Source organism: Kitasatospora gansuensis (assembly GCF_014203705.1).
In the GTDB taxonomy this organism is placed as follows: domain Bacteria; phylum Actinomycetota; class Actinomycetes; order Streptomycetales; family Streptomycetaceae; genus Kitasatospora; species Kitasatospora gansuensis.
The window spans coordinates 2,561,757-2,582,265 of the sequence record NZ_JACHJR010000001.1 but is presented as its reverse complement, the minus strand read 5'-3'; the positions used below and the strand labels follow the sequence as shown (position 1 = coordinate 2,582,265).

The following is a 20,509-nucleotide window of genomic DNA, read 5'->3' as shown; positions in this document are numbered from 1 at the left end:
CCGACCGGAGGTATGGGGCCGAAGGCCGTGCGCACGAGTAGCGTCGAAACATGAGAACCACGCAGCTCTGCCGCTCGAAAGCCACCGCCCTCCTCGCGCTGGTGCTGGCCGCTCTGCTGCTCCTGCCCGCCACCGCCGCCTCGGCGGCGGCGAGCGGGGTGGAGGAGGCGGCCCGGGTGCTGAAACAGGGTCAGGTCTACGTCGATCCGGCGATGACCGGGCGGTTCTCCGCGGCCGACGCGGCCGCGCTGACCGCGCGGATCAGGACGGCCGACAAGCCGGTCTTCGTCGCGGTGGTCCCGGCGAGCGAGCAGTACCCGGCCCAGACGGTGGCCCGTGATCTGCGGACCAGGGTCGGGGTGACCGGCCTGTACGCGATCTGGCGGGGCGAGGAGTTCAAGGCCTTCGCGGACCCGGCGGCGATCTCCCCGGCCGCTGCGAACAGCCTGGCGGGTGCCGCGCTGCGGGCCCACCCGGGCGACATCAACGGCACGTTGAACGACTTCGTCGGCCAGGCGGTCGGCCAGGTCAAGGGCAAGGGCGTGGTGGCCTCCTCCGACGACGGCGGGGTCGGGGTGGCGGCGATCGTGGTGCCGGTGGCCCTGCTGGCGCTGGCCGGCACCGGCGTGTTCCTGCTGTTCCGCCGGTCGAAGCGGCGCAAGGAGGAGGAGGCGCAGGCCGCGCTCGCCAAGCTGCGGGTGGTGGTGGACGAGGACATCACCGCGTTCGGCGAGGAGCTGGACCGGCTGGACTTCGCCCCCGGCGACCCCTCGGCGGACGACGCCCAGCGGGCCGACTACGCGCACGCGCTGGACTGCTACGACGGGGCCAAGCTGGCGATGGGCCGGGCGACCGCCCCGGAGCAGGTCCGGCCGGTGACCGAGGCGCTGGCCGACGGCCGGTTCGCGCTGGCCACCCTGACGGCCCGTCGGGAGCAGCGACCGCTGCCGGACCGCCGGCCGCCGTGCTTCTTCGACCCGCGGCACGGCCCGTCCGCCAAGGACGCGGACTGGGCCCCGGTCGGCGCTGCCCGGCGGACCGTACCGGTCTGCGCGGCGGACGCGGCTCGGCTGGCGGCGGGTCAGGAGCCGGAGGTCCGGACGGTGGAGACCGAGCACGGCCGGGAGCCGTACTGGAACGCGGGCCCGGCGTACAGCCCGTGGGCCGGTGGGTACTTCGGCGGCGGGATGCTGCCGGGGCTGCTGGTGGGCACCATGCTCGGCTCGATGATCGCCTCGCCCGGCACGGCCTGGGCGGCCGGCGGGGAGGGCTACCAGGGCGGCGACGACTCCGGTGCGGACTTCAACCCGTCGGACTTCGGTGGCTTCGACGGCGGTGGCGGGGGTGACTTCGGAGGCGGAGGGGACTTCGGGGGCTTCTGAGGCAGGTGGTGTGAAGCCCCTTGCCCGCTGATCATCGGGGAGCTAACAGTACGATGATCAGCCAGCACAGCAGCAAGGGGCAGTTTCATGGGGGAGCAAGGCTTCCGGGTAGAACCGGGCGCACTCAGGGCGTACGCGGCACTGATCGACGCACAGGCGGAGCGGATCGCCGAGATCCAGTCCCGGCTGGCCTCGGTGCCGCTGAACTCGAACGACTTCGGCAAGCTGCCGGACGCGCAGAACCTCTTCGAGGCGTACCAGGAGCACGCCGAGGCGGAGCAGCAGAACTTCGCCGACCTGCGGGAGGTGCTCACGGGGACCGCCGAGGGCCTCCAGCACTCGGCGGACAACTACGCGAGCCACGACGACGCGATCGCCTCGGTCTACGGGGGTGCCCGGTGATCGCCGGTACGGACGTCTCGTTCGGGGACGTGGGCGCGGGCTTCAAGTGGACCCGGGACTTCGTCAACGAGCCGCTCCTGCCGCTACCGAGCTTCAGCAACCCGGTGGCCGACGGGCTGGACGCGGGCCTGGACGACATCGTCCGCGAGGCCCTGGAGTTCACCGGGCTGATGAGCATGCTGGAGGAGGTCACCGGCGAGCTGGAGACCCTCACCAACGCCGCCGAGGAGTGGCAGGCCCAGGCCAAGGCCATGCAGGACATCGCGACCGAGCTGCGCCAGGGCGGTTCGACCCTGGCCGGTCAGTGGGAGGGCGAGGCCTCGGTCGCGTTCGGCAACCACATGGGCAAGGTGGTGGAGGCGATCGACGCCACCGCCGCCGACATGAACCAGGTCGCCCAGATCATCAGCCAGGCCGCCGCCGCCTGCGAGCTGGCCGAGAACCTGGTGATCGAGCTGATCCGGGAGGCGATCGAGGTCCTGATCGCCACCCTGGCGGCGATGATCCTGGTCGACATCCTCACCCTGGGCCTGGCCGCGGTGGCCAACGCGCTGGTGGTCGAGGCCGAGGTCACCGTCTTCATCGCCCGGGTTTCCCAGGTCTCCCTGCGGCTCGCCAAAACGCTGGAGAAGCTGATGGAGGAGGTGCGGACGATCCAGAGCGCCGGCAAGTCCTTCAGGACCATCAAGGACGGGCTGAAGGCGGCGAAGGCGGTCCGCAAGATCGGTGGGATGGGGAACCGGATGAAGTCCACCAAGGACATGCTCCTCTCTCCCTCGGTGGCCAACCTCGGCGAGTTCGCCGCCGCCCAGGGCACCAAGATGGTGTTCGGCGCGGTCAAGGGCGGCATCGCGACCGGGGTCGGCGCCGTGATCGGCGCGGGCGACTACACCGGCTCGCTGCTGGACGCGGCCACCGACGACGCCACCGTGGACGCCGTCACCGGTGAGCTGGACGGCGGCCCCAAGGGAGAGCCGTTCCGGGTCGACAAGGCCCGGCTCGAGGAGGCATTCGGATGATGCAGAGTCAGTACGGAGCACCCCAGGGCTTCACCGAACCCAGGCCACTGGGCGGTGACTCGTACCGCCCGCTGGTCGCGCCGTACCTGCACCCGAACGAGCAGATCCACGCCGTGCTGGAGCTGAAGCTCAGCGACCTGATCCGCCGGGTGCCGCGCAAGCACCAGCGGGGGAAGCCCGCGCCGGCCGCCCTGCTCGGGTTGATGGTGCTGCTGGACCTGATCGCGGTGATCGTCGAGGCGATCTACGAAAGCATCTTCGGCTTCTTCCGCAACCTTCGGCGGTTGTTCCGCGGCCGTGGCCTGCAAGGCGGCTGGACCAGCCAGGCCGGCCAGTTCGTGATCGCGGTCCGGCACAGCCCGATCGGTGGCGGCCAGCCCGACAACGACGGTGCCCTGCTGGTCCTCACCGGCAGCCGGACAGTGATCTTCGAGGGCGCGATCGGCAGGGTCGCTGTGCTCGGCGAGCTCCCGTACGGGCAGCTGCGCAAGGTCGAGCTGCGGCACCACTCGATGTCCGACCGGGTCGACCTGCACTTCGCCGACGGCTCGCTGGCCGCGATCGAGATGGACGCCCAGCAGGCGCAGGTGCTGGCCGGCACCGCCCGCTGACCCCTGTGCCCCGGGGCTGGTGGCTCCGGGGCATAGGGTTCTCGCCATGCACAGCGATGATCCGGTCCGCTGCACCGCCTGGGTGCGCGGCAAGGTCCAGGAGGTCGGCTTCCGCTGGTGGACACGGGCCCGGGCGATGGAGATCGGGCTGACCGGGTACACCAGCAACCTCGGCGACGGCCGGGTGCAGGTGGTGGCGGAGGGCAGTCACCAGGACTGCGAACGGCTGCTGGCCCTGCTCCGCGGGCCCGGCACCCCGGGCGCCGTCACCGGTGTCACCGAGATCTGGAGCGCGACCGGCGACGGTTACGACAGCTTCGCGATCCGCTGACCGGGCCCACCCGGAGTCCTCGCCACAACTGCCGGTGTCAGGCGGTTGCCTTCTGGGCAGACTCGTGGTTGACTCCGCAGCGAGCAGTGATCCATCTCCGAACACGATGGGCCCCCGCCCGGCCGCACGGCGTGTCCTTCCCGCCATGCAGGTGACAGGGTCGCGGTAGCGTGCGGTGATCGTGTTGACCCGTACCGTCTTTGGTGAGACGCTGAAAGCCCGCGCACCAATATGCGTTCTCCCGGCAGGGTCATGCCGTCGTGAGCCCAGCTCACACGGCTCTCCCGTAGTGCCCAGCCAGCACTTCCGGCCCGCGGACGGGTGCGTGACTCACCTTCCCCCTAGACCTGTACCGCAAAGGTTCGGTCACTCAGCGTGGAGGACCATTCATCATGGCAAAGGCGCTTCTCGGGTACGTCGGCGGCCCCGACCCGCGAATGCTTTCCGAGATGCGACGGCTTCAGCAGCGCGTCCAGGACCTGGAGTCCGAGCTCACTCGGATGCAGGCGGAGAACGACGCACTCATCGCTGTCGCTGACGAGCACTCGCTGCTCAGCAGCATCGAGTTGGATCAGCGGGAGCCGGCACTCACCTGATCCGGACCCGATCACTGATCGACGCTGCTGCGCACTGAGCTTCCCGTACGGGGTCGCAGCTTTCGAGGGACGCCCGCGTGGCGTCCCTTCGTCGTATCCGAAACCTTTTGCCAGGAGAGTGCCCAACCCCGGCGTGGCCAAACCGCCGCCTCCCCGCTCGTCGTCCGCACTGCCGGATACAGTCGGCAAACGGAGGAAGAAGCCGAGGTGAGGAGAGCGGGCGCGTGCATCTGAAGAGTCTGACGCTGCGCGGGTTCAAGTCCTTCGCCTCCGCCACCACGCTGCGCTTCGAGCCCGGCATCACCTGCGTGGTCGGGCCGAACGGCTCCGGCAAGTCGAACGTGGTGGACGCGCTCAGCTGGGTGATGGGCGAGCAGGGCGCCAAGTCGCTGCGCGGCGGCAAGATGGAGGACGTCATCTTCGCCGGCACCAGCGGACGCCAGCCGCTCGGCCGGGCCGAGGTCAGCCTCACCATCGACAACTCCGACGGCGCGCTGCCGATCGACTACGCCGAAGTCACCATCACCCGGACGATGTTCCGCAACGGTGGCAGCGAGTACGCGCTGAACGGCGACACCTGCCGGCTGCTGGACATCCAGGAGCTGCTCTCCGACTCCGGCATCGGCCGGGAGATGCACGTGATCGTCGGGCAGGGCCAGCTCGACTCCGTGCTGCACGCCGACCCGATGGGCCGCCGGGCCTTCATCGAGGAGGCGGCCGGGGTGCTCAAGCACCGCAAGCGCAAGGAGAAGGCGCTGCGGAAGCTGGACTCGATGGCCGCCAACCTCAACCGGGTGCAGGACCTGGTGGCCGAACTGCGCCGCCAGCTCGGCCCGTTGGGCCGGCAGGCGAAGATCGCCCGGCGGGCCGCCGGGATCCAGGCCGAACTGCGGGACGCCCGGCTGCGGTTGCTCGCCGACGACCTGCTCACCCTGCGCAAGGCGGTCGAGGCCGAGATCGCGGACGAGCTGGCGCTCCGGCTGCGGCGCTCCACCGTCGAGCAGGAGCTGAGCCGGGCGCAGCAGCGCGAAGCCGTGCTGGAGGCCCAGGTCCAGCAGCTCGGGCCGCAGTTGGAGGAGACCCGGCAGACCTGGTACCGGCTCTCCGCGCTGGCCGAGCGGACCAGGGGGACGATCGGCCTGGCCGAGGCCCGGGTACGGCACGCGGTCAGCAGCGCGCAGGGCGAGGAGCGGCGCGGGCGGGATCCGGAGGAGCTGGAGCGGGAGGCCGAGCGGGTCCGCGAGGAGGAGGCCGCGCTGACCGAGGCGCTGGAGGAGGCGCGGTACGCGCTGGCCGAGGCAGTCGAGCGGCGGGGCGAGCTGGAACGTGAACTGGCGGCCGAGGAAGGCCGGTTGAAGGCCGCGGCGCGTGCCATCGCGGACCGCAGGGAGGGTCTGGCGCGGCTGCAGGGCCAGGTCGCCGCCGCCCGCTCGAAGGCGGCCGGGGCGGCGGCCGAGATCGGCCGGCTGGCCGAGGCCAGGGACGAGGCGGTGCTGCGGGCCGAGGCGGCGCAGGCGGAGTTCGAGGAGCTCCAGGCGCAAGTGGACGAACAGGCCGCCGGGGGCGAGGAGTTGGACGCGGGGTACGAGCGGGCCCGGGCCTCGGTGGCGGGGGCCGAGGCCGGGGTGGCCGCCGTCCGGGACGCGCTCGGGCTGGCCGAGCGGGAGCGGGCCGGGCTGCTGGCCCGGCACGAGGCGCTCTCGCTCGGGCTGCGGCGCAAGGACGGCAGCGGGGCGCTGCTGGCGGCGGGGGAGCGGCTGACCGGCCTGCTCGGCCCGGCCGCCGAACTGCTCAAGGTCGAGCCCGGGTACGAGACGGCGGTGGCGGCGGCGCTCGGCGCGGCGGCGGAGGCCGTCGCGGTGGACGGGCTGGACGCGGCGGTGGCCGCCCTGCGGCTGCTGCGTGGCGAGGACGCCGGGCGGGCGGCGCTGCTGATCGCCGGAGCGGGGGCGGTGGGTGGTGAGCGGGGCGGGGCGGTCGAGCTGGTGACCGGCCCGGCCGAGCTGATGCCCGCGGTGGCCGCGCTGCTGGCCCGGACCGTGGTGGTGGACGGGCTGGACGAGGCGCGCCAACTGGTGCGGGACCGTCCGGAGTTGACCGCCGTCACGCGGGACGGTGACCTGCTCGGCACCGGCTACGCGCAGGGCGGTGCGGCCGGGGCGCCGAGCCTGCTGGAGACCCAGGCGGCGGTGGACGAGGCGGCCGGGAAGATCGAGCTGCTGGCCGAGCGGTGCGAGCGGCTGGCCGGCGAGCTGGCCTCGGTCGCCGCCGAGAAGCGTGAACTTGCCGCCGAGGTGGAGGAGTTGGCGGCCCGGCGGCGGGCCGCCGAGAAGGAGCGGGCCGGGGTCGCCGGGGCGCTCGGGCGGCTCGGCGGGCAGGCCAGGGCGGCGGCGGGGGAGGCCGAGCGGCTGGCCTCCTCGGCACTCCGCGCCGAGGAGGGGCTGGCCCAGGCGCTGGCGGCGGCCGAGGAGCTGACCGAACGGCTGGCGGTGGCCGAGGAGTTGGCCGACTCCGGAGAGGACGAGCCGGACGGCGCCCGGCGGGACGAGCTAGCCGGAGGTGCCGCCGAGTCCCGGCAGGCCGAGCTGGAGGCCAGGCTCGCGGTCCGTACCCACGAGGAGCGGGTCCGTGGCCTGAGCGGCCGGGCCGACCAGCTCGACCGGGCGGCCAGAGCCGAGCGGGAGACCAGGGCCAGGGCCGCCGAACGACGCGAGCGGGCCCGCCACGAGGCCGCGGTGGCGGGTGCGGTGGCGGCCGGGGCGCGGCAGTTGCTGGCCCGGCTGGAGGTCTCGCTGACCCGGGCCGAAGCCGAGCGGACCGAGGTGGAGCAGGCCAGGGCCGAGCGGGAGACCGAGCTGCGGGCCGGCCGCGAGCACGGCCGTGAACTCAAGGGCGAGCTGGACAAGCTGGTCGACGCGGGCCACCGGGACGAGGTGCTGCGGGCGGAGAAGCGGCTGCGGATCGAGCAGTTGGAGGCCAAGGCGCTCGAGGAGTTCGGCATCGAGGGCGAGGAGCTGCTCGCCGCGTACGGCCCCGCGCAGCTGGTGCCCCCGCCGCTGCCGGAGGAAGGGCAGGAGCCGGGCGAGCCACGCCCGTACGTCCGGGCCGAGCAGGAGAAGCGGCTGCGGGCCGCCGAGAAGGCGTACCAGCAGCTCGGCAAGGTCAACCCGCTGGCGCTGGAGGAGTTCGCGGCGCTGGAGGAGCGGCACCAGTTCCTCGGTGAGCAGCTGGACGACCTGAAGCGGAGCCGGCGGGACCTGCTGGAGATCGTCAAGGACGTGGACGTCCGGGTGGAGCAGCTGTTCACCGCCGCGTACCACGACACGGCGGCGCAGTTCGAGGGCGTGTTCTCGCGGCTCTTCCCGGGCGGGGAGGGGCGGTTGGTGCTGACCGACCCCGAGAACATGCTGACCACCGGGGTGGAGGTGGAGGCCAGGCCGCCGGGGAAGAAGGTGAAGCGGCTCTCGCTGCTCTCCGGCGGTGAGCGCTCGCTGACGGCGGTGGCGCTGCTGGTGTCGATCTTCAAGGCCCGCCCCAGCCCGTTCTATGTGATGGACGAGGTGGAGGCGGCCCTCGACGAGACCAACCTGCGCCGGCTGATCGCCATCATGGAGGAGCTGCGGGAGAGTTCACAGCTGATCGTGATCACCCATCAGAAACTCACCATGGAGTCGGCGGACGCGCTGTACGGCGTCACCATGAAGGGCGACGGGATCTCCCAGGTGATCAGCCAGCGGCTGCGCGAGGAGCACCGCGAGCGTCCGGCGCGCGCGGTGCCCCGGCAGTCCTCGGAGGCCCAGGTCAGCTCGGAATGAGCGCGTGGGGCTGCTCGGGCTCCGGCTCGGTCTCCACGGCACCCGTGCTCGCCTGCGGGAGCAGCGAGTAGACCAGCGCGCCGACGACGATGGTGACCACCCAGGCCAGGCCGTTGCGGCCGATCCAGCTGTCCGCCCACGGGCCGGCGAACCAGACGTCGGTGGGGCTCAGCGCGGCCCGGGTGAACATCAGTCCGGTGCCGATCGCCAGCACCCAGGCGGTGAGCGCCTGCCAGCAGAACCCGCCCTTGAACCAGTACGCGCTGCGCGGGGTGGTGTCGAGCAGCGCGGCCTCGTCGTAGCGGGTCCGGCCCTGGCGGTGGCGGCCCCCTCGGTATCGACGCAGCATGTCCGCGCCGTAGACGCCGATCCAGGCCGAGAAGGAGACCGCCAGGATGGTCAGGAAGGTGATGAACGAGCCGTAGAAGCTGGTCGCCACCAGCATCAGCAGCAGACCGCCGACCAGGCTGATCACCGCGTTGATGGAGACCGCCCAGGCCCGCGGCAGCTTCACGCCCATGGTCTGCGCGGTGAAGCCGGCCGAGTACATCGAGAGGCTGTTGATCAGCACCATCCCGACCAGTGCGATCAGCAGGTACGGCACCGCCAGCCAGATCGGCAGCAGGTCGCCGATGAAGGAGACCGGGTCGGAGGCGGTGGCCAGGTCCGGGGTGCCGACCGCCATCACGGCGCCCATCAGCACCATCGGGACCACCACGACCCCCGCGCCGCCGATCGCGGTGCCGACGATGCCCCGGCTGCGGGTGCCGCGCGGCAGGTAGCGGGCGAAGTCCGCGCCGGACGGTGCCCAGCTGAGCCCGCCGGCCGCGATGGTGCCGATGCCCGCGATCACCATCGCGGTGGTGCCGGACGGCCGGCTGAACACGGCCGACCAGTCGACGGTGGCCACCAGGTAGCCGAGCACCAGCACGCTGAAGATCCCGAACAGGTACGCCGACCAGCGGTTGCACCAGAGCAGCGCGTTCCGGCCGAGGCCGGAGACCAGGAAGGTGGTGCCGACGAAGAGCAGCAGGGTGACCACGATCAGCGCGGTGTTGCTCCTGATCCCGAACAGCAGGTCGAGCACCGAGAGCAGCGCGTACGCGCCGGTGACGGCGTTCACCGTCTCCCAGCCGAACCGGGCCACCCAGGTCACCGCGCCCGGCACCAGGTTGCCCCGGGTGCCGAAGACCGAGCGGGAGAGCGTCATGGCCGGGGCACCGCCCCACTTGCCGGAGACGGTGAGCAGCCCGACGATCCCGTACGAGACCACCGCCGCGCAGAGCGCGACCAGCAGGACCTGCCAGAGGTTCAGGCCGTTGAAGACGATCAGTCCGGCGCCCATGGTGAGCAGCAGCACGCTGATGTTGGCGGCGAACCAGGTGTGGAAGAGCTCGCGCACCCGGCCGTGGCGCTCGCTGTCGGGGACGGGTTCGATGCCGCGGGTCTCGACGGCGTGCTTCTCGCTCATGGGACAAAAAGGTATAGGTTGCCCCGGATAAGTCATAAGGGGCGAATGTCCCCGTTCTCGGGGACGGGTCTGTCGCGGATACTGGGTCCCGTTATGGAATATCTGATCCTTGCCGTAGTCATCGCCGTGGTCGCCGTCGGTGCGATCGCGGGCCTCGTCGTCAGCGGCAGACGACGTAAGCAACTGCCTCCCCAGGCCGAGGCGCCCGTCATCACGCCCCCGCGCGAGCCCGGGATCGGCGAGGAGTCAGCCGTACCGACTCCCGAGCCGGTCAAGACCGTCGAGGAGGTGACGCTCCCGCCGGCTGCTCCCGCGCTCGAGGTGCCGGAGCCCACCGCCGGGCGACTGGTCCGGCTGCGCGGCCGACTCTCCCGTTCGCAGAACTCGCTCGGCAAGGGCCTGCTCACGCTGCTCTCGCGCGAGCGGCTCGACGAGGACACCTGGGAGGAGATCGAGGAGATCCTGCTCACCGCCGACGTCGGCGTGACGCCCACCCAGGAGCTGGTGGAGCGACTGCGCACCCGGGTGAAGGTGCTCGGCACCCGGACCCCCGACGAGCTGCGGGCCCTGCTGCACGAGGAACTGGTCGCCCTGATCGGCACCGAGGCGGACCGTTCGCTGAAGACCGCCAAGCACGAGGACGGCCGTCCGGCCGTGGTGCTGGTGGTCGGCGTGAACGGTGTGGGCAAGACCACCACCTCGGGCAAGCTCGGCCGGGTGCTGGTCGCCGACGGACGCAAGGTGGTGCTCGGCGCCGCCGACACCTTCCGCGCGGCCGCCGCCGACCAGCTGCAGACCTGGGGCGAGCGGGTCGGCGCCGCCACCGTCCGCGGCCCCGAGGGCGGTGACCCCGCCTCGGTCGCGTTCGACGCGGTCAAGGAGGGCATCGCCGAGGGCGCGGACACCGTGCTGATCGACACCGCAGGCCGGCTGCACACCAAGACCGGCCTGATGGACGAGCTCGGCAAGGTCAAGCGGGTCGTCGAGAAGCACGGTCCGGTGGACGAGGTGCTGCTGGTGCTGGACGCCACCACCGGCCAGAACGGGCTGGTGCAGGCGCGGGTGTTCGCCGAGGTGGTGGACATCACCGGGATCGTGCTCACCAAGCTGGACGGGACCGCGAAGGGCGGGATCGTGATCGCGGTGCAGCGGGAGCTGGGCGTGCCGGTCAAGTTGATCGGGCTCGGCGAGGGTGCGGACGATCTGGCGCCGTTCGAGGCGGGGGCGTTCGTGGACGCGCTCATCGGGGACTAGCGTCCGGCGGAGCCCGAGGTTGCACTATCCAGGGGCTCGGGGAACGGCGACGAGATCTGGCGTGTGGGTCACTGCGAAAGTGCCTGACCCGCTACGCACGGATCACCTTGTACGAGGTCGGCGTCGCAGTTCCCCGAGCCCCTGGTCAGCTCTGGCCGAGCAACGCGGTCAGGCCGTCCAGGCCGGTTCGGCCGTGCGCTCGCGGGTGCGGTGGCAGGCGTAGGCGATGGTGCCGAGCAGGAGGCGGGCCTCCGGGGGGCAGGCGGCGCTGTCGCGACAGGGGTGGCGGAGCCAGCGGGCCGGGCCGAGGGGGCCGAGGACGGTGGGCGGGGCGGCCACGTAGTCGCCCTCGCCGTGGCAGGCGAGGTCGAGGGTGGTGTCGTCCCAGCCCATCCGGTACAGGAGTTCGGGGAGTCGCTGGGCGGCGCCGGGGGCCACGAAGAAGAGCAGGCGGCCGGTCGGCAGGCCGAGGACGGGGCCGACCTGGGTGCCCATCCGTTCCAGTCGGACCAGGGCCTGCAGGCCGGGCTGGGCGGGGACGTCGAGGACGTCGAAGGAGTGGCCGGTCGGCAGCAGCAGGGCGGTCTCACCGCCGCGCAGCCGGTTCAGGTCGGCGGCGCCCGCGCCGGTGGCGGGGTCGACGGTGTGCGCGGGGCCGAGCCCCTGGTGCAGGCCGGGTGCGGCGCAGTGGGCGGCCTGGCAGCTGCAGCGGCCGTCGGCGCGGGTGGTGCCGGTGCCGATCGTCACCGCCCAGCCCCAGCGGCCGGTGTACTCCGCGGCCGCTTCGAACGCGGTACCGCGCAGGCGGCGGCGGGAGCCGAAGCGCAGCTCGCCGAAGAGGTTGTCCATGCCTCCCCCAACAGGTTCGGATTGCCGGTGGTTACGGGACTGTGACGGTCCGTCGATTGTCCGGCGTGAAGCGGGTCGCGCGTTGGCGGCGCGCAGCAACCGGAGTGCTCCGATTCGCGCGGTCAGGGTCAGGAGGCTCCTTGCACCGGTGTCACGGATGCCGGATCGTCGGTGCTGCATGGGAGTCCCCTTCCTGGCCGGTGGCCTGTCCGGCCGTCAAGATCCCTATGAGCTCGGCGAGTTGGGCCGCTGCTTCGTTGACTACCAGTGAAGCGCGCGGTGCCCTCGCGTAGTTCACTCGTGGGGGTGGCGAAAGGTGGCGATTCTCGGGTGATGCTCCCCCGGATGGCGGTTGTCGCGTTACGTTCAGCACACGGAACGCAGCGGACCGTCCACATTCGGGCGGGTAAGAGGCGGGCGAAGCGGGCGAAGACGAGCGGGGCCTCTTGTGCGGGGCCGGGCGGGATGGGGACGTTCCCATGGCAGAGAAGCAACCGAACGAGAAGCTGACCTCGTGGTTCGGCCGGAGCGGCTGGTCCAAGGGTGAGTTGGCCCGTCAGGTGAACCGCAGGGCCCGGCAGATCGGGGCGCACCACGTCAGCACCGACACCTCCCGGGTGCGCCGCTGGCTGGACGGTGAGCAGCCCAGGGAGCCGATCCCGAAGATCATGTCCCAGCTGTTCTCCGAGCGGTTCGGTTCGGTGGTCTCGATCGAGGACCTCGGGCTGCGCACCGCCGTCCCGGTGAGCACCGTGGAGAGCGGCGTCGACCTGCCGTGGAGCGCGCCGCAGACGGTGCAGCTGATCAGCGAGTACTCGCGCAGCGACCTGATGCTCAACCGCCGTGGCTTCCTGGGCACTTCGCTGGCGCTGACGGCGGGCGCCGCGCTGATCGAGCCGATGCAGCGCTGGCTGGCGCCGAACCAGGGCGGCACCCCGACCCCGATCCTGGCGGCGGCCTCCGGTGGCGAGCAGTTCTCCGGCCGGCTCTCCGAGCCCGAGCTCCAGCTGCTGGAGCAGACCACGGTGATGTTCCGTCAGTGGGACGCGCAGAACGGCGGCGGCCTGCGCCGCAAGGCCGTGGTCGGCCAGCTGCACGAGGTCACCGACCTGCTGCAGGAGAGCTACCCCGAACAGACCACCAAGCGGCTGTTCCGGCTCACCGCCGAACTCGCCCACCTGGCGGGCTGGATGTCGTACGACGTCGGCATGCACCCGAGCGCGCAGAAGTACTACGTACTGGCGCTGCACGCGGCCAAGGAGGCGGGGGACCGGCCGTTCGGCGCGCAGATCCTGACCGACATGAGCCGCCAGATGATCCACCTGAACCGTGGCGAGGACGCCCTGGAGCTGATCCACCTGGCCCAGTACGGCAGCCGGGACAGCGCCAGCCCGCGCCAGCAGTCGCTGCTGTTCGCGATGGAGGCCCGGGCCTACTCCACCATCGGCGAGGTCAACCGCTGCGCCCGGGCGGCCCGGCTGGCCGAGGACACCTTCAGCGACTGCGGCCGGGGCGACAACGACCCGGACTGGCTGAAGTTCTTCTCGCTGGCCGAGCTGAACGCGGAGAACGCCCACTCCTTCCGCGACCTGGCGTACCACACCACCCGCAGCCCGCTGTACGCCTCGATGTCCGCGCCGGTGATGGAGCGCGCGGTGGACCTGTTCCGGGAGGACCCGGACCACATCCGCAGCTACGCGTTCAACCTGATCGGCATGTCCAGCGTGCACCTGCTGCAGAACGAGCCGGAGCAGGCCGTGGTGATGGCCAAGCAGGCGGTGGACATCGCCACCCGGGTCCGCTCCGAGCGCCTGAACACCCGGATCAGGAAGACCTCCGCCGCCGCCACCCGGAACTTCAAGGACGTCGCCGAGGTGGGTCAGCTGGCCGACCTGGTGGTGCAGGACATCCCCGAGTTCGTACCGACCGGCTGAGCCGTGGGGCCGGCCGCCATCACGGTTCGGTTTCGGCCAACTCCGCCCCCGTGCCCCGGCCGTGGGGTCACCACAGGTTCGCACGCGACTGGGCTCCCCCGCCCCCGCAGCCCCGGTGGCCCCACGGTCGGTGATCGTCCGGGCACGGGCCGTACGTCGCGGCCGTACGGTAACTCATGGCGTGTCATGGCGCGGCCGTAGTTCATCTCCTCGTAACGTCGTGGTGTGGCCCGTCACGGCCGCGAAACACCGAGCCGCATCGTCCGAAATCAGCCTTCGGCACTCTCCTCTTCATCGCCGACACCCCGGGTGGCACGGGACAGGGATCCTGCGGGTGGAGCGGCATTCATTCACGAGGAGACGCCGATGCCGGACGGCTTCAGCGCGGGCGATACCGCCTTTGTATTCATCTGTGCGGCCCTGGTCATGGTGATGACCCCTGGCCTGGCCTTCTTCTACGGCGGAATGGTCAGGGTCAAGAGCACGCTCAACATGCTGGTCATGAGCTTCATCTCGCTCGCGATCGTCAGCGTGCTCTGGGTTCTCTACGGCTACTCGCTCGCCTTCGGCCCGGACGCGGGTGCCGGTCTGATCGGCAACCTCGACTTCCTGGGCATGCGGGGCATCGGCCTGAACGACATCACCGGCACCATTCCGGTCACCGCGTTCTCCGCCTTCCAGCTGATGTTCGCGATCATCACCCCGGCGCTGATCAGCGGTGCCGTCGCGGACCGCGCCAAGTTCGCCGCCTGGGGCCTGTTCATCGGGCTCTGGGTGACGGTGGTCTACTTCCCGGTCGCGCACTGGGTGTTCTTCTTCGACGGCGGCAACGGCGGCTGGCTCGGTGACCGCAACGGCGTGATCGACTTCGCCGGTGGTACCGCGGTGCACATCAACGCCGGTGCGGCGGGCCTGGCGCTCTGCCTGGTGCTCGGCAAGCGGATCGGCTTCAAGAAGGACCCGATGCGTCCGCACAGCCTCCCGCTGGTGATGCTCGGTTCCGGTCTGCTCTGGTTCGGCTGGTTCGGCTTCAACGCCGGCTCGGCGCTGGCCGCCAACGGTGTCGCGGGCATGGCCTTCATCAACACCCAGGTGGCCACCGCCGCCGCGGTACTCGGCTGGCTCGCCTACGAGAAGATCAAGCACGGCGCGTTCACCACGCTGGGCGCCGCCTCCGGTGCGGTCGCCGGTCTGGTCGCGATCACCCCGGCCTGTGGTTCGGTCAGCCCGCTCGGTGCCATCGCGATCGGCCTGATCGCCGGTGCGGCCTGCGCCGCGGCGATCAGCCTGAAGTACCGCTGGGGCTTCGACGACTCGCTCGACGTGGTCGGCGTGCACCTGGTCGGCGGTGTGATCGGCTCGCTGCTGATCGGCCTGTTCGCCACCGGCCACGTCGGCCAGACCGCGCAGGGCCTCTTCTACGGCGGCGGGTTCGAGCAGCTCGGCAAGCAGGCGATGGGCGTCGCCGTGGTCGGTGCCTACTCCTTCGTCGTCTCCTGGCTGCTCGGCCAGGCGATCGACAAGACGATCGGCTTCCGGGTCTCCGAGGACGTCGAGGTGGCCGGCATCGACCAGGCCGAACACGCCGAGTCCGCCTACGACTTCAGCGCCGTCGGCGCCAGCCTGGGCCGTGCCGCCGCCGCTCCCACCGCCGAGAAGAAGGTCGACGCCTGATGAAGCTCATCACCGCAGTCATCAAGCCGCACCGGCTGGACGAGGTCAAGACCGCGCTCCAGGAGCAGGGGGTGCACGGCCTGACCGTCACCGAGGCCAGCGGCTACGGCCGGCAGCGCGGCCACACCGAGGTCTACCGGGGCGCGGAGTACACCGTCGACCTGGTGCCCAAGGTCCGGGTCGAGATCCTGGTCGAGGACGAGACGGCCGACGAGGTCATCGACGTCCTGGTGCAGGCCGCCCGCACCGGCAAGATCGGTGACGGCAAGGTCTGGAGCGTCCCGGTCGAGACCGTCGTCCGGGTCCGGACCGGCGAGCGCGGCCCCGACGCGATCTAGCATTTCACGCAAGGCCCTTGGCGGGCCGGCCACCCCTCGGGGCGGCCGGTCCGCCGGACGCGTATGTCCCGCAGCATCGACGGACGGGGAACTCGCAGTGACCAGCACCGACCAGCCCTCCGAGTACGCCGCCGCCCGGGCCCGCCTGCTGGCGGAGCCGGGCCTGGGCGGGGTGGCCCGCCGCACGGCACTGTCCCGGCTGGCCGACGACTGGCTCGCGAGCCTGTACGCGGCGGCCGGCGCCCCGTCAGGAACCGCGCTGGTGGCGGTCGGCGGCTACGGCCGCGGCGAGCTCTCCCCGCGCAGCGACCTGGACGTGGTGCTGCTGCACTCGGGCCCGATCGACCCCGCGCTGCCGGAGCGGATCTGGTACCCCGTCTGGGACGGCGGCGCCGCGCTGGACCACGCGGTCCGCACCCCCGCCGAGGCCCGCGCGGTGGCCGCCGAGGACCTCAAGGCCCAGCTCGGCCTGCTGGACGCCAGGCACCTGGCCGGTGACCCGGAACTGACCGCTGGGCTGCGCTCGCAGGTCCTGGCGGACTGGCGGGCCACCGCGCCGAAGCGGCTCCCCGAACTGCGCCGGTCCTGTCTCGAACGGGCAGAGCGGCACGGCGAGTTGTCGTTCCTGCTGGAGCCCGACCTGAAGGAGGCCAGGGGCGGCCTGCGGGACGTGGTGGCCCTCAACGCGATCGCCGCCAGCTGGCTGGCCGACGCCCCCAGGGACGGCCTGGAGGCGGCCGCCGCCCGGCTCGCCGACGTCCGGGACGCGCTGCACCTGACCACCGGCCGGGCCACCGAACGGCTCGCCCTGCAGGAGCAGGACCAGGTGGCCGCCCGGCTCGGCGTGCTGGACGCCGACATCCTGCTCCGGCAGGTCTACGAGGCCGCCCGCACCATCAGCTACGCCGGGGACGTCACCTGGCGGTCCGTCGAACGCGTGCTGGCCGCCCGCAGCGGGCGGGGCCGGCGGGTCTCCCGGCTGGCCTTCCCGTTCACCGGCGTCGGCCGGGGCAGCGGCGCGGTGGCCCGCGGCGTGGTGGACCGCAGGCCGCTGGCCGAGGGCGTGGTCGAGCAGGACGGCGAGGCGGTGCTCGCCCAGGGCGCCCGCCCCGGGCAGGACCCGGTGCTGGCACTGCGCGCGGCGGCCGCCGCCGCGCAGGCCGGTCTGACGGTCGGTTACGCCACGGTGCGCCGGCTGGCCGCCGAGGCCAGGCCGCTGCCGGTGCCCTGGCCGGACGAGGCCAGGGAGCAGCTGATCACCCTGTTGGGCGCGGGGGAGGCGGCCATCCCGGTCTGGGAGGCGTACGAGGCGGAGGGACTGATCACCCGTCTGCTGCCGGACTGGGAGCGGGTCCGCTGCCGCCCGCAGCGCAACGCGGTGCACCGCTGGACGGTGGACCGGCACCTGATCGAGACGGCGGTGAAGGCCGCCGCGATGACCCGCCGGGTGGCCAGGCCCGACCTGCTGCTGGTGGCCGCGCTGCTGCACGACATCGGCAAGGGCTGGCCGGGCGACCACTCGGAGGCGGGTGAGGTGATCGTCCGGGACGTGGCGGCCCGGATGGGCTTCGACAAGACCGACACCGACACCCTGGCGCTGCTGGTGCGGCACCACCTGACCCTGGTGGACACCGCGACCCGGCGGGACCCGGACGACCCGGCCACCGTCGACCTGATCACCAAGGTGGTCGGCACCCTGCCGCACCTGGAGCTGCTGCACGCGCTGACCGAGGCGGACGCCACCGCCACCGGACCGGCCGCCTGGAGTGGCTGGCGGGCCTCGCTGGTACGCGGCCTGGCCGAGCGGGCGGCCGAGCGGCTGGCGGGCGGCAGCTCGTACCCGGCGGACGCCGAGCCGACCGCCGAGGAGGAGCGGCTCGCGGTCGAGGCGGGCCGGACCGGCGGCCCGGCGCTGACCCTGCTCGCGCAGACCCAGCAGGACTCGTTCGCCACCGAGCCGATGGGCGTCGAACTGACCCTGGCGCTGCCCGACCAGCCCGGACTGCTCGGCACGGTGGCCGGGGTGCTGGCACTGCACCGGCTGACGGTCCGTTCGGCCGGGCTGCGCGAGCTCGACCCGGTCGGGGCCGGTCCGGTGCTGCTGCTGTCCTGGACGGTGGCGGCCGAGTACGGCGAGCTCCCGGAGGGAGCCAGGCTGCGGGCCGACCTGCGCCGGGCGCTGGACGGTTCGCTGGACGTGGCCCGCAAGCTGGCCGAGCGGGACGCGGCCGCGCCGCGCCGCCGGGGGATCGCCACCCCGCCGCCGGTGGTCTCGGTCGCGCCCGGCGGCGCGTCCAGCAGCGCCACCGTGTTGGAGGTCAGGGCGCACGACGCCCCCGGCCTGCTGCACCGGATCGGCCGGGCGCTGGACGCGGCGGGCGTCCGGGTCCGTACCGCGCACGTCTCCACCCTCGGCGCGGACGCGGTGGACGCCTTCTACGTGACCGATCCGGCGGGCCGTCCGCTGACCGCCGAACGGGCCCGCGAGGTGGCCGTGGCGGTGCAGGCGGCGCTGGGGTAGCCGGGTTTCGACCGGGGTGGGGACCGTTGGTGAAGCGGCCGGATACCCTGGGGGCGACGACCGTACCCGTACCGATGCCGCAAGGGACCCGCGACCGACGTGTTCGACACTCTTTCCGATCGCCTCGCAGCGACGTTCAAGAACCTCCGGGGCAAGGGCCGCCTCAGCGAGGCGGACATCGACGCCACCGCCCGCGAGATCCGGATCGCCCTGCTGGAGGCGGATGTCGCCCTCCCGGTGGTCCGGGCCTTCATCAAGCAGGTCAAGGACCGCGCGCTCGGCGTCGAGGTCACCGGCGCGCTGAACCCGGCGCAGCAGGTCGTCAAGATCGTCAACGAGGAGCTCATCAACATCCTCGGTGGCGAGACCCGACGCCTCCGCTACGCCAAGACCGGCCCGACCGTCATCATGCTGGCGGGTCTGCAGGGTGCCGGTAAGACCACCCTGGCGGGCAAGCTCGGTCACTGGCTGAAGAGCCAGAAGCACACCCCGCTGCTGGTCGCCTGCGACCTCCAGCGCCCGAACGCGGTGACCCAGCTCGGCGTGGTGGCCGAGCGCGCGGGCGTCGCGTTCTACGGCCCGCAGCCGGGCAACGGCGTCGGCGACCCGGTGCAGGTCGCCCGCGACTCGATCGAGTACGCCAAGCAGAAGCAGTACGACGTGGTCATCGTCGACACCGCGGGCCGCCTGGGCATCGACGCCGAGCTGATGCAGCAGGCCGCGGACATCCGCGCCGCGGTCGACCCGGACGAGGTCCTGTTCGTGGTCGACGCGATGGTCGGCCAGGACGCGGTGACCACCGCGCAGGCCTTCCTCGAGGGCGTCGACTTCACCGGTGTGGTGCTGTCCAAGCTGGACGGTGACGCCCGCGGTGGTGCCGCGCTGTCGGTCGCGCACGTGACCGGCCGTCAGATCATGTTCGCCTCCAACGGCGAGAAGGTCGACGACTTCGACGCCTTCCATCCGGACCGGATGGCCTCCCGGATCCTCGGCATGGGCGACATGCTGTCGCTGATCGAGAAGGCCGAGCAGACCTTCTCGCAGGCCGAGGCCGAGAAGATGGCCTCCAAGCTGCAGGGTGGCGGCAAGGACTTCACGCTGGACGACTTCCTGTCCCAGCTGGAGCAGGTCCAGAAGATGGGCTCGATCTCCAAGCTGCTCGGCATGCTGCCGGGCATGGGCCAGATCCGGGACCAGATCAACAACATCGACGACAAGGACGTCAACCGGGTCGGCGCGATCATCAAGTCGATGACGCCCGCCGAGCGGACCGAGCCGAAGATCATCAACGGCTCGCGCCGGCTGCGGATCGCCAAGGGCTCGGGTGTCCAGGTCGGCGAGGTCAGCAACCTGGTCGAGCGGTTCTTCGAGGCCCGCAAGATGATGTCCGCGATGGCCTCCGGCAAGGGCATCCCCGGCATGCCGGGCATCCCGGGCATGGGTGGCGGCGGCAAGAAGGCGCTGAAGAAGGCGCAGCCCGCCAAGGGCCGCAAGAAGTCCGGCAACCCGCTGAAGCGGGCCCAGGAGGAGGCGGCGGCCGCCGAGCGCAAGGCGCTCGGCCCCGGTGCCCCGGCCGCGCCCGCCGACGGCGGCGCGTTCGGCCTCGGCGCGGGCAAGGGCCCGGCCGACTTCCAGCTGCCCAAGGAGTTCAAGGACCTGCTCTGAGCGGTCCACGGCCGACGGCCCGTCACCCCGGTCGGGGGTGGCGGGCCGTCGCGCTGTTGGCGGCATGTTCGATGATGGAGGGGTGCGAGTGACGATTCGACCCCCGATGACAGCCGACGCCGGTCCGTACGCCGTGGCGGTGCGCCGCTCCGCCGAGCACGTCGGGCGGTGGAACCCGGTGGAACCGGACGGCCTGCCCGAACTGCTGGAGCGTCAGGGCCCCGGGCTGCGGACCTTCCTGATCGTCGACCTGGCCACCGGTGACCTGGTCGGCAAGTGCAACGTGGCCAACATCGTGATGGGCCGGTTCTGCAACGCCGCGCTCGGCTACGACTCCTACCTGCCGTACGCGGGCACCGGGCGGATGACCGAGGGCATGCGGCTGGTGGTGGACCGCTGCTTCGGGCCGCTGACCGACGGCGGCCTCGGCCTGCACCGGCTGGAGATCAACGTCCAGCCCTCGAACGAGCGCTCCATCGCGCTGGCCCGCCGCCTGGGCTTCCGGCACGAGGGCTTCACGCCCCGGATGCTGTTCCTGGACGGCGCCTGGCGCGACCACGAGCGGTTCGCCCTGACGGCGGAGGAGTGGCCGGGGATCACGTCCGCTCGCTGAGGGCGGTGGGCGGCGCCGGCGGTCGGATGGCGGC

The 20,509-nt window shown here is 72.1% G+C and carries 16 protein-coding genes; 14 read left to right on the top strand and 2 right to left on the bottom strand.

Features of this window, described 5'->3' with window-relative positions:
- Positions 1 to 50 precede the first annotated feature (50 nt).
- The 7 genes from F4556_RS11220 to smc all read left to right on the top strand — a co-directional run bounded on the left by F4556_RS11220 (position 51) and on the right by smc (position 8,156).
- Positions 51 to 1,382 carry a hypothetical protein gene (locus F4556_RS11220; protein ID WP_184913909.1) on the top strand — a complete coding sequence of 444 codons (1,332 nt, stop codon included), beginning with the start codon at positions 51 to 53 and terminating at the stop codon, positions 1,380 to 1,382.
- 87 nt (positions 1,383 to 1,469) lie between these two features.
- A complete protein-coding gene (locus tag F4556_RS11215) occupies positions 1,470 to 1,784 on the top strand; it encodes a DUF2563 family protein (RefSeq protein WP_184913907.1) in 315 nt (104 codons plus the stop codon).
- Positions 1,781 to 2,803, top strand: coding sequence for a WXG100 family type VII secretion target (locus tag F4556_RS11210; RefSeq protein ID WP_184913906.1), 1,023 nt, complete (start codon positions 1,781 to 1,783; stop codon positions 2,801 to 2,803). The genes F4556_RS11215 and F4556_RS11210 overlap by 4 nt, the downstream gene beginning before the upstream one ends.
- On the top strand, positions 2,800 to 3,414 hold the full coding sequence (locus F4556_RS11205) for a hypothetical protein (RefSeq protein ID WP_184913904.1): 615 nt from the start codon (positions 2,800 to 2,802) through the stop codon (positions 3,412 to 3,414). The genes F4556_RS11210 and F4556_RS11205 overlap by 4 nt, the downstream gene beginning before the upstream one ends.
- A gap of 46 nt (positions 3,415 to 3,460) precedes the next feature.
- On the top strand, positions 3,461 to 3,745 hold the full coding sequence (locus F4556_RS11200) for an acylphosphatase (RefSeq protein WP_184913902.1): 285 nt from the start codon (positions 3,461 to 3,463) through the stop codon (positions 3,743 to 3,745).
- A gap of 392 nt (positions 3,746 to 4,137) precedes the next feature.
- Complete coding sequence (locus tag F4556_RS11195) at positions 4,138 to 4,341, top strand: hypothetical protein (protein ID WP_184913900.1); 204 nt, start codon at positions 4,138 to 4,140, stop codon at positions 4,339 to 4,341.
- Positions 4,342 to 4,565: 224 nt separating this feature from the next.
- Positions 4,566 to 8,156 carry a chromosome segregation protein SMC gene (gene smc, locus F4556_RS11190; protein WP_184913899.1) on the top strand — a complete coding sequence of 1,197 codons (3,591 nt, stop codon included), beginning with the start codon at positions 4,566 to 4,568 and terminating at the stop codon, positions 8,154 to 8,156.
- Here smc and F4556_RS11185 read toward each other — a convergent pair.
- Positions 8,143 to 9,627, bottom strand: coding sequence for a purine-cytosine permease family protein (locus F4556_RS11185; protein WP_184913897.1), 1,485 nt, complete (start codon positions 9,625 to 9,627; stop codon positions 8,143 to 8,145). The genes smc and F4556_RS11185 overlap by 14 nt on opposite strands.
- A 93-nt stretch (positions 9,628 to 9,720) precedes the next feature.
- On the opposite strand from F4556_RS11185, the gene ftsY reads away from it, so the two are divergent.
- Positions 9,721 to 10,881 carry a signal recognition particle-docking protein FtsY gene (gene ftsY, locus F4556_RS11180; protein WP_184913895.1) on the top strand — a complete coding sequence of 387 codons (1,161 nt, stop codon included), beginning with the start codon at positions 9,721 to 9,723 and terminating at the stop codon, positions 10,879 to 10,881.
- Between the two features lie 168 nt (positions 10,882 to 11,049).
- Here ftsY and F4556_RS11175 read toward each other — a convergent pair whose 3' ends face one another.
- Positions 11,050 to 11,730, bottom strand: coding sequence for a bifunctional DNA primase/polymerase (locus F4556_RS11175; protein ID WP_184913893.1), 681 nt, complete (start codon positions 11,728 to 11,730; stop codon positions 11,050 to 11,052).
- Between the two features lie 479 nt (positions 11,731 to 12,209).
- Between F4556_RS11175 and nsdA the strand changes: the two genes are divergently transcribed.
- The 6 genes from nsdA to F4556_RS11145 all read left to right on the top strand — a co-directional run bounded on the left by nsdA (position 12,210) and on the right by F4556_RS11145 (position 20,475).
- Positions 12,210 to 13,664, top strand: coding sequence for a transcriptional repressor NsdA (nsdA, locus tag F4556_RS11170; protein WP_184913891.1), 1,455 nt, complete (start codon positions 12,210 to 12,212; stop codon positions 13,662 to 13,664).
- A gap of 366 nt (positions 13,665 to 14,030) precedes the next feature.
- On the top strand, positions 14,031 to 15,338 hold the full coding sequence (locus F4556_RS11165) for an ammonium transporter (protein ID WP_184913890.1): 1,308 nt from the start codon (positions 14,031 to 14,033) through the stop codon (positions 15,336 to 15,338).
- On the top strand, positions 15,338 to 15,676 hold the full coding sequence (locus F4556_RS11160) for a P-II family nitrogen regulator (RefSeq protein WP_184913887.1): 339 nt from the start codon (positions 15,338 to 15,340) through the stop codon (positions 15,674 to 15,676). The genes F4556_RS11165 and F4556_RS11160 overlap by 1 nt, the downstream gene beginning before the upstream one ends.
- A gap of 97 nt (positions 15,677 to 15,773) precedes the next feature.
- A complete protein-coding gene (locus F4556_RS11155; RefSeq protein WP_184913885.1) occupies positions 15,774 to 18,197 on the top strand; it encodes a [protein-PII] uridylyltransferase in 2,424 nt (807 codons plus the stop codon).
- Positions 18,198 to 18,296: 99 nt separating this feature from the next.
- Positions 18,297 to 19,862, top strand: a complete 1,566-nt coding sequence (ffh, locus tag F4556_RS11150) for a signal recognition particle protein (RefSeq protein WP_184913883.1) — start codon at positions 18,297 to 18,299, stop codon at positions 19,860 to 19,862.
- A gap of 64 nt (positions 19,863 to 19,926) precedes the next feature.
- Positions 19,927 to 20,475 (top strand): GNAT family N-acetyltransferase, encoded by a 549-nt coding sequence (locus tag F4556_RS11145; protein ID WP_184913881.1) that lies wholly within the window; start codon positions 19,927 to 19,929, stop codon positions 20,473 to 20,475.
- Positions 20,476 to 20,509 lie beyond the last annotated feature (34 nt).

What these genes read in the sequence shown, in the direction of transcription:
- F4556_RS11220 (WP_184913909.1), top strand. Translation starts at nt 51, where the DNA reads ATGAGAACCACGCAGCTCTGCCGCTCGAAAGCCACCGCCCTCCTCGCG.
- F4556_RS11205 (WP_184913904.1), top strand. Translation starts at nt 2,800, where the DNA reads ATGATGCAGAGTCAGTACGGAGCACCCCAGGGCTTCACCGAACCCAGG.
- F4556_RS11215 (WP_184913907.1), top strand. Translation starts at nt 1,470, where the DNA reads ATGGGGGAGCAAGGCTTCCGGGTAGAACCGGGCGCACTCAGGGCGTAC.
- F4556_RS11200 (WP_184913902.1), top strand. Translation starts at nt 3,461, where the DNA reads ATGCACAGCGATGATCCGGTCCGCTGCACCGCCTGGGTGCGCGGCAAG.
- F4556_RS11195 (WP_184913900.1), top strand. Translation starts at nt 4,138, where the DNA reads ATGGCAAAGGCGCTTCTCGGGTACGTCGGCGGCCCCGACCCGCGAATG.
- ftsY (WP_184913895.1), top strand. Translation starts at nt 9,721, where the DNA reads ATGGAATATCTGATCCTTGCCGTAGTCATCGCCGTGGTCGCCGTCGGT.
- F4556_RS11175 (WP_184913893.1), bottom strand. Translation starts at nt 11,730, where the DNA reads ATGGACAACCTCTTCGGCGAGCTGCGCTTCGGCTCCCGCCGCCGCCTG.
- F4556_RS11185 (WP_184913897.1), bottom strand. Translation starts at nt 9,627, where the DNA reads ATGAGCGAGAAGCACGCCGTCGAGACCCGCGGCATCGAACCCGTCCCC.
- F4556_RS11165 (WP_184913890.1), top strand. Translation starts at nt 14,031, where the DNA reads ATGCCGGACGGCTTCAGCGCGGGCGATACCGCCTTTGTATTCATCTGT.
- nsdA (WP_184913891.1), top strand. Translation starts at nt 12,210, where the DNA reads ATGGCAGAGAAGCAACCGAACGAGAAGCTGACCTCGTGGTTCGGCCGG.
- F4556_RS11145 (WP_184913881.1), top strand. Translation starts at nt 19,927, where the DNA reads ATGTTCGATGATGGAGGGGTGCGAGTGACGATTCGACCCCCGATGACA.
- F4556_RS11160 (WP_184913887.1), top strand. Translation starts at nt 15,338, where the DNA reads ATGAAGCTCATCACCGCAGTCATCAAGCCGCACCGGCTGGACGAGGTC.